Source organism: Pseudomonas sp. OIL-1 (assembly GCF_010669185.1).
Taxonomy (GTDB): Bacteria; Pseudomonadota; Gammaproteobacteria; order Pseudomonadales; family Pseudomonadaceae; genus Halopseudomonas; species Halopseudomonas profundi.
In genome coordinates this window covers 3209913-3221974 of the sequence record NZ_CP048629.1, presented here as the reverse complement: position 1 = coordinate 3221974, position 12062 = coordinate 3209913, and the positions used below count along the sequence as shown (strand labels likewise).

General features: G+C 58.5%; 11 protein-coding genes. 10 read left to right on the top strand and 1 reads right to left on the bottom strand.

Going from position 1 to position 12062, the window contains the following annotated elements; genetic code table 11:
- Positions 1 to 4: 4 nt before the first annotated feature.
- The 5 genes from G3M63_RS14935 to G3M63_RS14915 all read left to right on the top strand — a co-directional run bounded on the left by G3M63_RS14935 (position 5) and on the right by G3M63_RS14915 (position 4841).
- A complete protein-coding gene (locus tag G3M63_RS14935; RefSeq protein ID WP_163984289.1) occupies positions 5 to 835 on the top strand; it encodes a metal-dependent hydrolase in 831 nt (276 codons plus the stop codon).
- Positions 836 to 849: 14 nt separating this feature from the next.
- Positions 850 to 1758, top strand: coding sequence for an AEC family transporter (locus G3M63_RS14930; protein ID WP_163983630.1), 909 nt, complete (start codon positions 850 to 852; stop codon positions 1756 to 1758).
- Between the two features lie 202 nt (positions 1759 to 1960).
- Entirely contained in the window at positions 1961 to 3088 is a 1128-nt protein-coding gene (locus tag G3M63_RS14925; protein WP_163983629.1) for an NAD(P) transhydrogenase subunit alpha, read from the top strand.
- 2 nt (positions 3089 to 3090) lie between these two features.
- On the top strand, positions 3091 to 3417 hold the full coding sequence (locus G3M63_RS14920) for an NAD(P) transhydrogenase subunit alpha (protein WP_150301559.1): 327 nt from the start codon (positions 3091 to 3093) through the stop codon (positions 3415 to 3417).
- A gap of 5 nt (positions 3418 to 3422) precedes the next feature.
- The gene (locus tag G3M63_RS14915; RefSeq protein ID WP_218573616.1) at positions 3423 to 4841 is read left to right on the top strand and encodes an NAD(P)(+) transhydrogenase (Re/Si-specific) subunit beta; all 1419 of its coding nucleotides are present in this window, start codon (positions 3423 to 3425) and stop codon (positions 4839 to 4841) included.
- Positions 4842 to 4991: 150 nt separating this feature from the next.
- On the opposite strand, the gene G3M63_RS14910 is transcribed toward G3M63_RS14915, so the two are convergent.
- Entirely contained in the window at positions 4992 to 6428 is a 1437-nt protein-coding gene (locus G3M63_RS14910; RefSeq protein ID WP_163983628.1) for an aldehyde dehydrogenase family protein, read from the bottom strand.
- Between the two features lie 246 nt (positions 6429 to 6674).
- On the opposite strand from G3M63_RS14910, the gene iscR reads away from it, so the two are divergent.
- The 5 genes from iscR (at position 6675) to G3M63_RS14885 (ending at position 12054) form a co-directional block, all read left to right on the top strand.
- Positions 6675 to 7151: a Fe-S cluster assembly transcriptional regulator IscR gene (gene iscR / locus G3M63_RS14905; protein ID WP_150301561.1), complete on the top strand. Its 477-nt coding sequence runs from the start codon at positions 6675 to 6677 to the stop codon at positions 7149 to 7151.
- Between the two features lie 114 nt (positions 7152 to 7265).
- Positions 7266 to 8702 carry a Fe-S cluster assembly protein SufB gene (gene sufB / locus G3M63_RS14900; RefSeq protein ID WP_150301562.1) on the top strand — a complete coding sequence of 479 codons (1437 nt, stop codon included), beginning with the start codon at positions 7266 to 7268 and terminating at the stop codon, positions 8700 to 8702.
- 55 nt (positions 8703 to 8757) lie between these two features.
- A complete protein-coding gene (sufC, locus tag G3M63_RS14895; RefSeq protein ID WP_150301563.1) occupies positions 8758 to 9507 on the top strand; it encodes a Fe-S cluster assembly ATPase SufC in 750 nt (249 codons plus the stop codon).
- Positions 9507 to 10814 (top strand): Fe-S cluster assembly protein SufD, encoded by a 1308-nt coding sequence (sufD, locus tag G3M63_RS14890; RefSeq protein ID WP_163983627.1) that lies wholly within the window; start codon positions 9507 to 9509, stop codon positions 10812 to 10814. Before sufC ends, sufD begins: the two co-directional genes overlap by 1 nt.
- Positions 10807 to 12054 (top strand): aminotransferase class V-fold PLP-dependent enzyme, encoded by a 1248-nt coding sequence (locus G3M63_RS14885; RefSeq protein ID WP_256669837.1) that lies wholly within the window; start codon positions 10807 to 10809, stop codon positions 12052 to 12054. Before sufD ends, G3M63_RS14885 begins: the two co-directional genes overlap by 8 nt.
- The last annotated feature ends 8 nt before the right edge of the window (positions 12055 to 12062 follow it).

Genomic DNA, 12062 nt, shown 5'->3' with positions numbered 1-12062 from the left:
GAACATCCAAACAAGAACACCGCCGGCTTTGCAGATACTACCGAGGCGTCCGGATCTGGCGTTGCCTGATCCCTTGCCGCGACACTGGCACAGTAACGATCCTTTCAAAACGCATTTTTTCAACGCCATGTCCGTGCTGTTCCCGGATGGGGAGCGCTACTTTATCGACTCGGTCCGGTTGTTCCGCGATCAGATCAGCGACACCGATCTGCAACAGCAGATCCGTGGTTTTATCGGCCAGGAAGGTCATCATAGCCGTGAACATCTCGAATATAACCAGCGCCTGCGCGAGCTGGGCTATGACATCGATGCGCTGGAAAGCACGGTCAAAAAGCGCATCCGCTTCGTTCAGAAAAACTTTTCAGCTGAGCGGCAGCTGGCAGGCACCGTGGCGATGGAGCACTTCACCGCGATCATGGCGGATCTGCTGCTGCGTGAGCCGCAATGGATTGATGGGGCTGTTCGGCCCATGCAGAGCTTGTGGCGGTGGCATGCGCTGGAAGAGACAGAGCACAAGGCCGTTGCCTTCGATGTATACATGCAGGTATGTGGCGACCGCAGAATACTGCGGCGTGCTATGCGTCAGGCGACTTTTTTCTTTCTCAAGGACGTGACCAGGGGCATGTGGCACATGCTGCGCAAGGACGGCAAGCTGACCGATCTGCCCATGATGTGGCGTGGCATGCGCTGGTTATGGGGACGCAACGGGTTTTTCCGCAAGCTTGTGGGGGTGTACCGGGATTATTATCGGAGAGACTTTCACCCCTGGCAGCACGACAACAGGGATCTGCTCGATCAATATGCGCCCGCGTTTGCGTCTGCGCTAGTTCGTTAAGGTGCGCCCATAGCGTGGTAGTCATCAACGCTCTTGTCCCCATCTTCGGGCTGATCCTGCTGGGTTATGTGCTCGGCAAGCGCCGCTGGTTGCCCGCCGAGGCCGGCGGGGCGCTGGCCTCCATCACTTTCCGGATATTCATGCCGGTGCTGCTGTTCTCGGGTCTGGCACGTGCCAACCTGAGCGAGGGGCTGTCGCCGTTGCTTCTGCTGGTGTACTTCCTGCCCGCCGTCGGCGTGTTCTGCGCAGTGAACTGGTTGATGCATCGTCGATCAGGGCAGCCGAGCTCTATGGGCCTGGCTGCCAGTTATTCGAATAATGTGCTGGTGGGTGTTCCACTGATAAGCATCCTGCTCGGGGCGGACAAACTGGTGTATCTGTTTGCCATCCTGATCTTCCACAGCCTCGTACTCTTTACCCTGCAGAGTCTCTACAACAGTCTGTGGCGCGGCGAAGGACGCGGCGGGATAGATAAGTGGGGACTGTTCAAAAGCCTCGCAAACCCGCTGATCATCGGCCTGTTTCTAGGCGCGGCGCTCAATCTTTCCGGTGTGTCCGTGCCCGCACCGCTCTGGCGCATGGTGGAGTGGCTGGCTGCCGCGGCGTTGCCCTGTGCATTGCTGGTGCTGGGGTTAAGCCTGTCGCATTACCGCTTGCACATCAGCCGCGTCATGTTCGGCCTGACACTGGCGAAACTGTTGCTGTTTCCCGGCCTCGTGCTGGCTGGTGGGTTCTTGCTTCCAGGGCTCAGCGCAGATGCCCGAACAGTATTGATACTGATGGCAGCCTGTCCGACGGGCGTGAACGTGCTGGCTTTCGCCATGGCAGACGAAGACAGTCGGATCATCAGTTCCGTGATTTTTCTCTCCACGCTTCTGGCGGCCGTTACCCTGCCGGTCTGGCTTATGCTGCTGACAGGCTGATCCCGCACCTGCACGCTTTCGAACTTTATGGTTTTCCCAAACCGCCTCGCGGGTCGTTTATCGCTACCGCCCCGCTCGCGAAAATTGCAGGTGCGCCGTGCATTTTTGCGCATCGAATCCGTTACAAGAACGGCCAGGGGTTGGGGTATGCTCTTCGCCGGCTTTCAATATGTACAAGACGAATAACATAAAAGGAAACTCCATGCCGGTCAGTCTGTTTGTTCCAGCGGAAAGGCGTGCGAACGAAAAGCGCGTTGCCCTGGTGCCGTCGGTAGCCAGCAAGCTATCGAAGTTGGGCATCGACATCTCATTGCAATCCGGCGCGGGCCTGGCTGCGCGTATTCCGGACCCGCTTTATGAAGGTGAAGGCGTCAAGATAGTCAGCACGCCGGTAGTCGCCGATCTGGTCTTCCGGGTTCAACCACCTGAGCTGTCTGACATTGAGCAGATGGCACCGGGTACGGTGCTGTGCTGCTTCGTTTATGCACACCGCGAACCTGAAATCGTCAGGGCGCTCCGTGACCGGAAAATCACCTGTTTCGCCATGGAACTGGTGCCGCGCATTACTCGCGCACAGGCGATGGACGCCTTGTCCTCCCAGGCGGCATTGTCCGGTTACGCAGCCGGGCTGATGGCGGCGACCAACCTCAACCGTATCCTGCCGATGATGACCACAGCCGTTGGCTCATTGCGTCCGGCCAAGGTGCTGGTGATGGGTGCTGGCGTAGCGGGTTTGCAGGCACTGGCCACGGCCAAGCGACTAGGCGCCATGATTGAGGGTTATGACGTGCGCTCGGAAGTCAAAGAGCAGGTCGAGTCGGTGGGCGGCAAGTTTGTTGATACCGGCGTCTCCGCCAGCGGTACAGGCGGGTATGCCCGCGAACTGACCGACGACGAAAAGGCCCAGGTGGAAAAGGTTGTCACCCGACACATCCAGCAGGCCGATGCGGTGATCACCACGGCAGCCATCCCTGGCCGTCCGAGCCCTAAAATTATCAGTGAAGCGCAGATCATGGGCATGAAGCCGGGTTCGGTCATTATCGACCTGGCCGCCGAGGGCGGTGGTAACACGCCGCTTACCGTTCCCGGAGAAACTGTCGAGGTCGGCCCGGTCACTATTGTCGCGCCCATGAATGTCCCCAGTCGTCTGGCTGAGCATGCATCGGAGTTGTACGCCCGCAACCTGCAGCATCTGGTTGGCCTGATGGTCAAGGACGGCGAACTGCAGATTGACTGGGAAGACGAGATTCTGGCCGGAACGGTTTTGACCCATGCCGGTGAAATTCGCAACGAGGCCGCCCGCAAGGCAGCCGAAACCGCCGAGGCATAATCATGGACGCAACGACTACTATCACCGGCTTTGTCGCGCTGTATATCTTCATGCTGGCAGCGTTTACCGGATACGAAATTATCGGCCGCGTGCCGGCGATCCTGCACACCCCCTTGATGTCCGGCTCCAACTTCGTCCACGGAATTGTGGTGGTGGGCGCCATGTGGGCATTGCTTAACGCAGCGACGCCGCTGGAGCAGGTAATCGGCTTTTTCGGGGTGCTGTTGGGCGCGGGTAATGCGGCTGGCGGTTACGTGGTGACAGAGCGCATGCTGGAAATGTTCAAGCCCAGCGACAGGCGCCAGAAAGATGCCTCAGACAAGGAATAACAAGAATGACTGAGATGATTATCGAATCCGTCTACTTCATAACGGCATTGCTGTTCATTTACGGATTGAAGCGTATGGCGAGTCCGGTTACCGCGCGTTCCGGCATCCTGATTGCCGGTGTCGGCATGGTGCTGGCTGTGCTGGCCGCTTTCCTTTATGGGCTTGATGTCAGCGAGCGGGCACAGCCGCATCTGAGCATGAACCTGGCTCTGGTGCTGATCGCCCTGGGACTGGGTCTGGGTTGGGCATGGTACAGCGGCAAGAAGGTCGCGATGACCGATATGCCGCAAATGGTTGCGTTGTACAACGGTATGGGTGGCGGCGCAGCGGCTGCCATTGCGGCAATGGAACTGTATTCCGGTAACGCCCAGGCGCACGGCGTGGTGGTGCCGATGCTGGCGGTGCTCGGCGGGCTGATTGGTTCGGTTGCGCTGTCCGGCTCGCTGATTGCCTGGGCCAAGCTCGACGGCCGCATGAACGGGACCATACGGTTGCCGGCGCAACAGTTGATCAACGCGGTGCTGTTTTTTGTCACGCTCGGGATTGGCGCGGCAATTATCGGCTCCGGAGTCGGCGGTGGCGTTTCGATGCTGTTGATCTCGGTGTTCTTTATCGCTGCTCTGGCGCTGGGCGTGATGCTGACCACGCCAATCGGCGGCGCCGATATGCCCGTGGTGATCTCCCTGTACAACGCCTTCACCGGCCTGGCGGTTGCGTTTGAGGGTTTTGTACTGCAGAACCCGGCGATGATCATTGCCGGCACCGTAGTCGGTTCCGCCGGTACGCTTCTGACATTGATGATGGCCAAGGCAATGAACCGTCCGGTATCCAATGTGATCTTCAGCCAGTTCGGTGGCGATGACGACAGCGACGCAGGGGACATAGAAGGTTCGATGAAGCCCGCGGATGCCTCCGACGCGGCCATTGCCATGTACTACGCCAGCAAGGTGATTATCGTGCCCGGTTATGGTCTGGCTGTAGCGCAGGCGCAGCACAAGCTCTATGAGTTCGTGAAACTGCTGCAGAAGCAGGGCGTGGACGTGGCATTTGCCATTCATCCGGTTGCCGGACGCATGCCGGGTCACATGAACGTGCTGCTGGCCGAGGCGGGCGTGCCCTACGACATTATCTACGACCTGGAAGACATCAACGAGGAATTCCAGCAAGCGGACGTGGCCATCGTTCTCGGGGCCAACGACGTGGTCAATCCGGCTGCGCGCACGCGCAAGTCGAGCCCGATTTACGGCATGCCGATTCTCAATGTGGATATGGCGCGCCAGGCCTATGTGGTCAAGCGCGGGCAGGGCAAGGGCTATTCCGGAGTCGAGAATGAGCTGTTCTACGCGGACAACACCTCAATGGTATATGGCGACGCGCAGAAGGTGATGGTGCAGATGATTGATGCGGTGAAGTCGCTCGGGTGACCTGAACCGATTGGCACAAAAAAACCGCAGCGTGAGACTGCGGTTTTTTTGTGGCTACCGCACTGAAGCGGAACCAGTGTGGCCGGGGCTGCCCCCGGCCTGCGTGGCGCAATATTCCACCAGCCGAGGTGGAGTTGGTCCTTGCTGGGCTTACTTGGCCTTGGCGTTGTAACCGAAGATTGACTTCACCTCGAGGAAATCCTCGAAACCGTAGTGACCCCATTCGCGGCCGTTACCCGACTCCTTGTAGCCACCGAAGGGCGCCTTGTTGTCGAGCGGCGCACCATTCAGGTGAACCATGCCGGTACGAATCCGGCGTGCAATGCGCCGGGCGCGTTCCGGGTCACCGGCCGATATATAGCCGGACAGGCCGTAGGAAGTGTCATTGGCGATACGTACAGCTTCTTCCTCGTCTTCATAACCGATGATGGTGAGCACCGGCCCGAAGATCTCTTCGCGGGCGATTTTCATGTCATTGGTGACGTGACTGAAAATGGTTGGCTTGACGTAGTAGCCCTTCTCCAGGCCATCAGGCCGACCTGTACCGCCCACAACCAGCTTGGCGCCTTCCTCGATACCGGCGGCGATCAGGCCCTGAATCTTGCTCCACTGCGCCTCGGAAGCAACCGGCCCGATAACAGTATCGTCAGCCTTGGGGTCGCCCGGCTTGACCTTGGCGGCCACGGCTTGAGCGATAGCGCTGACTTCATCCATGCGGCTGTTAGGTACCAGCATGCGGGTAGGGGCATTACAGGACTGACCGCTGTTGTTCATGCAGGACATGACGCCATGGGCGACCATTTTCTCGAAATTGACGTCGTCCAGCAGAATGTTCGCGGACTTGCCGCCCAGCTCAAGGGCGACGCGCTTGATGGTGTCAGCACCGCTCTTCATGACCTGGCGTCCGGCACCGGTAGAGCCAGTGAACGACATCATGTCGATGCCCCAGTGGGCGGACATGGCAGCACCGACGGTGGGGCCGTCGCCATTGATGAGGTTGAAGACGCCCGGCGGTACCCCTGCTTCATCCAGAATTTCCGCCAGCAGCAGCGCGGACAGCGGCGCGACTTCAGAGGGTTTGAGTACCATGGTGCAGCCGGTCGCCAGGGCAGGGCCGATCTTGCAGGTCAGCTGGTTCATTGGCCAGTTCCAGGGCGTGATCAGGCCGCACACGCCAATCGGTTCTTTAACCACCAGGGTTGTGCCGATCTCTTCTTCAAATTCGAAGTTCTTCAGGACTTCCAGCGCCGTGGCGAAGTGACCGAGACCAGACGGGGCCTGAGCCTGCTTGGACAGTTTGGCAGGTGCGCCCATTTCCATGGAGATGGCTTCGGCTACTTCCGGCATGCGCTTATGGAACACCGCGATAACGCGCTCGAGCAACGCGATGCGTTCTTCGCGGCTGGTCTGGGAATAGCTTTCGAAGGCTTTGCGCGCTGCGGCGACAGCCAGGTCAACGTCCTCGTGATTACCTAAGGCAATAGTGGCTATGACTTCTTCGGTGGCGGGATTGATGACATCGGCGCTACCGGTGCCCTGGGGTTCGACCCACTGACCGTTGATATAGAACTGCTTGTGGTGGCTCATGAAATGCCGGCTCCTTGAGTTGGTGACGAAGAATAGTCCAACGATAGCACTGTCCGCGCTTTTGTATCACCGGTTTTGCACTAGATCACCGTTGGTTATCCCTGCCAATGTGTTCGGTTTCACGCACAGGGTGATGGCTTTATACTATCCAGCCGCTCTGGCTTGCGGCGCCCGCCATAATACTTGACTAAAACACTTGGATATTGCATAGTTTTGCCTAAGTTGAACCTCCTCCCAGGAGCTAGAATGCGTCTGACAACCAAAGGCCGCTATGCAGTCACTGCCATGCTCGATCTGGCTTTGCATGCGGACCAGGGACCCATAACCCTGGCCGATATCTCGATGCGCCAGGGCGTTTCGATTTCGTATCTGGAGCAGTTGTTCGCCAAACTTCGGCGCAGCCGGCTGGTTGAAAGCGTTCGGGGCCCGGGAGGCGGGTACCGTCTCGCTGGCGGTCCGGACATGATCAGCGTGGCGCAGATTGTTGAAGCGGTTAACGATTCGATGGACGCCACGCGCTGCCTGGGAAAAGGCGACTGTCAGGACGGCGAGATCTGTCTGACCCACCATCTCTGGACTGATCTCAGTAATCGTCTGCGTAATTTTCTGAATGATATAACCCTGGCCGAACTGGTTTCCCGTGAAGATATTCAGCGGGTGCGTTCGCGGCAGGACCGGGGCTGCTCGGGCGCTGCCGAGCCAGTCCTGGAACGCATTATCTAGATCTAGCGGCCCAAGAGCCGATCGAAGAGTGCAGCGTCTCATGGCGTTGTGAAGCCTGAAACGAATTGGCAGCAAGTTGTCACACGGCAATTGCTGCGAAATTGAGGTGATACCGTGTCTCAGCAAGTCGAAAACCTGATCAAGAAGGACTACGCGGCCGGGTTTCACTCTGCCATCGAGTCCGACACTTTACCGCCGGGTCTTAACGAAGAAGTCGTGCGGTTTATTTCGGCCAAGAAGGGAGAGCCTGAGTGGTTGCTGGAATGGCGTCTGAAGGCGTTCCGTGCCTGGCAGGAAATGGAAGAGCCGACCTGGGCCCACGTGCATTATCCCGAGATAGACTTCCAGTCTGTTTCCTACTTCTCCTCGCCCAAGAGCATGGCTGATAAGCCCAAGAGCCTGGACGAAGTCGACCCCGAACTCATTGCTACCTACGAAAAGCTCGGTATCCCGCTGCATGAGCAGGAGATGCTCGCTGGCGTGGCGGTTGATGCAGTATTCGACTCGGTCTCGGTCGTGACGACCTTCCGCGCCAAACTGGAAGAAGCGGGCGTTATTTTCTGCCCGATCAGCGAAGCCGTGCACCGTTGTCCGGAACTGGTCCAGAAGTATCTCGGCAGTGTGGTTCCGCAGAAGGATAACTACTACGCTGCGCTGAACTCCGCGGTGTTCTCTGACGGCTCGTTCGTCTATATCCCCAAGGGCGTACGTTGCCCGATGGAGTTGTCGACCTACTTCCGCATTAATGAAATGAACACCGGGCAGTTCGAGCGCACCCTGATCATTGCCGATGAAGGTTCACACGTCAGCTATCTGGAAGGCTGCACCGCACCCATGCGTGACGAGAACCAGCTGCACGCTGCGGTCGTTGAACTGGTCGCGCTGGACGGTGCGCAGATCAAGTATTCGACAGTTCAGAACTGGTATCCCGGCGACTCGGAGGGCAAGGGCGGCATCTATAACTTCGTGACCAAGCGCGGCCTGTGCCACGCCAACGCCAAGATTTCCTGGACGCAGGTCGAGACCGGCTCAGCGATCACCTGGAAATATCCCAGCTGCATCCTCAAGGGTGACAACAGTGTCGGTGAGTTCTACTCGGTGGCCCTTACCAACAACTGCCAGCAAGCCGATACCGGCACCAAGATGATTCACCTGGGCAAGAATACCCGCTCGACGATCATCGCCAAGGGCATTTCAGCGGGCCGCAGCAACAGCGCCTATCGCGGTCTGGTACGCATGAATCCCGGCGCCGAGGGCGCGCGGAATTTCACCCAGTGCGATTCGCTACTGATTGGTGACCGCTGTGGTGCGCATACCTTCCCCTATATCGAGAGCAAGAACCCGTCGGCGGTCGTGGAACACGAGGCAACCACCTCCAAGGTCAGCGATGACCAGATGTTCCTGTGCCAGCAACGCGGCCTCGATGCGGAGAAAGCCATCTCGATGATCGTCAACGGTTTCTGCCGCGAAGTGTTCAAGGAGTTGCCGATGGAGTTTGCCGTGGAAGCGGGCAAATTGCTTGAGGTCAGCCTCGAAGGCTCGGTGGGTTAACCCGACCAGACGAACGCTTCACGCCACACTAATTCACAAGGTATCAGGCCAAAATATGTTATCAGTCAAAGGGTTGCACGCTAAAGTTGAAGACAATGATATCCTCAAGGGATTGGATATCGAGATCAAACCGGGTGAAGTTCACGCCATCATGGGGCCGAACGGTTCGGGTAAGAGCACCCTGGGGAACATTCTCTCTGGCCGTCCCGGTTACGAAGCCACCGCGGGCAGCATTACTTTCAAGGGTCAGGATCTGCTGGAGATGGATACCGAAGAACGAGCCCGTGAAGGGCTGTTCCTGGCATTCCAGTATCCGGTCGAAATCCCCGGCGTGAGCAACATGGAGTTTCTGAAGGCCTCGGTTGATGCCAAGCGCAAGCACGCCGGCCTGGAGCCCCTGAGTTCGGTCGAATTCATGAAGCTGGCACGCGAAACCAGCAAGCGCGTCGACCTTGAGGCCAACTTCCTCAAGCGTGGCGTGAACGAAGGTTTTTCCGGCGGCGAGAAAAAGCGCAACGAGATCATGCAGATGATGCTGCTTGAGCCGGCGCTGTGCATTCTCGACGAGACCGACTCCGGTCTGGATATCGACGCACTGCAGGTAGTCGCCGACGGCGTCAACAGCATGCGCGACGGCAAGCGCAGCTTCATCGTCGTGACCCACTATCAGCGCCTGCTGGACTACATCGTTCCGGATTACGTCCATGTGCTCGCGGGTGGCAAGATCGTCAAGTCCGGCGACAAGAGCCTGGCGCTCGAACTCGAAGCCAAGGGCTATGGCTGGCTGGAAGGCGAGGTGGCCTGATGAGCGATTTTCAGAATGTGGCGTTGCAACTGGCGGAGGCTCAACATAGCCCCGACTGGTTGCAGAGCTTGCGCGAGCGCGGCGCACTGAGCTGGTCTTCGGCCAGGTGGCCGACCCGCAAGACCGAGCTGTGGAAGAACACACCGCTGCAGCCATTGCAGAGCGACATGCCGTCGCGCTGGGCTGCAGCCACCGGCACTGACTGGCAACAGGATATCGAGCAGATCGATATCGATGCGACGCGGCTGGTGTTCGTCAATGGCCAGTTCATGGCCGAGCTATCAAGTGATCTGCCGGCAGAGATCGTTCGCTTTGCCGATGCAGACGTTGCGCAGCGCCAGGTCATCGAGCAAAAACTTGGTACTGTGGTCGATGCTGAACGGCACTTGTTCGCTGCCCTGAGCAATGCCTGGGTAGCCGATGGCATTCTGGTTCAGGTGCCGCGCAACCGGTCGTTGGACAAGCCCATCTATGTGCTCAACGTGTCCACTCCGGAGGCTGAGCCTGCGGTCAGTAACCAGCGCGTACTCATGGTGCTGGAAGATGGCAGCCAGGCGGAGCTGATCGAGCACTACGTTTCGGCGGACAGCAAGCAAAACGGTTTCGTTAACAGCCTGACCGAGGTGATCGTGGGTCAGAACGCCCAGGTGCAACATTACCGCATCAACCTGGAGCAGGAAGATCTGCTGCATGTGGGCGGGGTTCACGTGAACCTGCACCGCGACGCACGCTTCCATGGCTTCACCCTGGCCCAGGGCAGTCGGCTGAAGCGCATCGATTATCAGGTCAATCACCGGGGCGAGGGCGCTCACCTCGAGCTGCACGGCGTCTATCTGCCGCGCAACAAGCAGCTGATCGATTACCACACCAACGTTGAGCACTGCGTGCCGCACTGCACGACTAATGAGGTGTTCCGCGGCATCATCGGTGACTCGGCCAAGGCCGTATTCAACGGCCGCATTCATATTCATCCGCAGGCGCAGAAGACCCTGGCCGAACTCAGCAACAAGAATCTGCTGACGTCGCCTAACGCCGAGATCTACACCAAGCCCGAGCTTGAGATCTACGCCGATGATGTGCGCTGCGCCCACGGTGCGACCATCAGCCAGCTCAACGAAACGTCGTTGTTCTATCTGCAGAGCCGTGGCGTCGAGCGGGCTGAAGCGATCAGCATGCTCAGCTTCGGCTTCATCAACGAGCTGCTGACGCAAGTGCCAGAGCAAGCCATTCAGGATTACCTGCGCCCGCGCCTGACCACGCTATTCGGGCAGGGGAGTGAACTGCTGGGGCAGCTGGATTATGAATGATCTGAGCATGTCGGGCGTAGCGACCTTTGATGCGGAGAGGGTGCGTCAGGACTTCCCGATTCTGAATCAGGAGGTTAATGGCCACCCGCTGGTATACCTGGATAATGCCGCGACCACGCAGAAGCCGGAAGCAGTGATCCAGGCCATCGTTGATTACTACCGCACCGACAACAGCAATGTGCACCGTGGCGCACACACGCTGGCTGATCGGGCGACCGAAAAGTTCGAAGCGGCCCGGCTAAAGGTGGCGTCCTACGTTAATGCAGGCGAAGCACGGCAGATTATCTGGACGCGCGGCACCTCCGAAGGCATCAACCTGGTTGCCTCCAGTTGGGGCCGTATGCACCTGAAGCAGGGCGACCGGGTACTCGTCTCGGCGATGGAACACCATTCCAATATCGTGCCCTGGCAGATGGTTGCGTTGGAAGTTGGTGCCACGGTCGAAGCCATTCCAGTGGATGAAACCGGCACGCTGGACCTGGACGCGCTGGCTTCCATGCTCGATGAACGCGTGAAGATGGTAGCCTGCGGTCATGTATCAAACGCGCTGGGCACTATCAATCCGGTCGAGCAAATCATCGGTATGGCGCACGCCAGCGGCGCGCTGTGTCTGATCGATGGCGCGCAGGCAATCAGTCACTTCGATGTCGACGTTCAGGCGCTGGATTGCGATTTTTACGTGTTTTCTGCGCACAAGCTGTTTGGTCCGACCGGGCTTGGCGTGCTGTACGGCAAACTGGATCTGTTGCATGCAATGCCTCCCTATCAGGGCGGCGGGGAGATGATCGAGACGGTCAGCTTCGCCGGCACCACATACAATCAGTTGCCGTACAAGTTTGAAGCCGGCACGCCGCATATAGCCGGTGTGATCGGATTTGGCGCGGCGATCGATTATCTGCAACAGCTCGATCGCCGCGGCGCGCAGGCGCATGAGCAGGCATTGCTCGCCTATGCGGAAAAGCGCGCTCAGGAAACGCCCGGCGTGCAGCTGATTGGCACCTCAGCATCCAAGACCAGCGTGTTAAGTTTTCTGCTGGAAGGCACACATCCGCAGGACGTCGGGATGCTGCTCGATCAGCAGGGCGTGGCTGTACGCACCGGTAATCACTGTGCCCAGCCGATCATGGATCAGTTCGGTATTCCGGGCACCATCCGCGCCAGTTTCGCGTTCTATAACACCCTGTCCGATGTGGACCGTTTGTTTGAAGCATTGGCTAAAGCCAGACAGTTTCTTGTCTGATAAGGAGT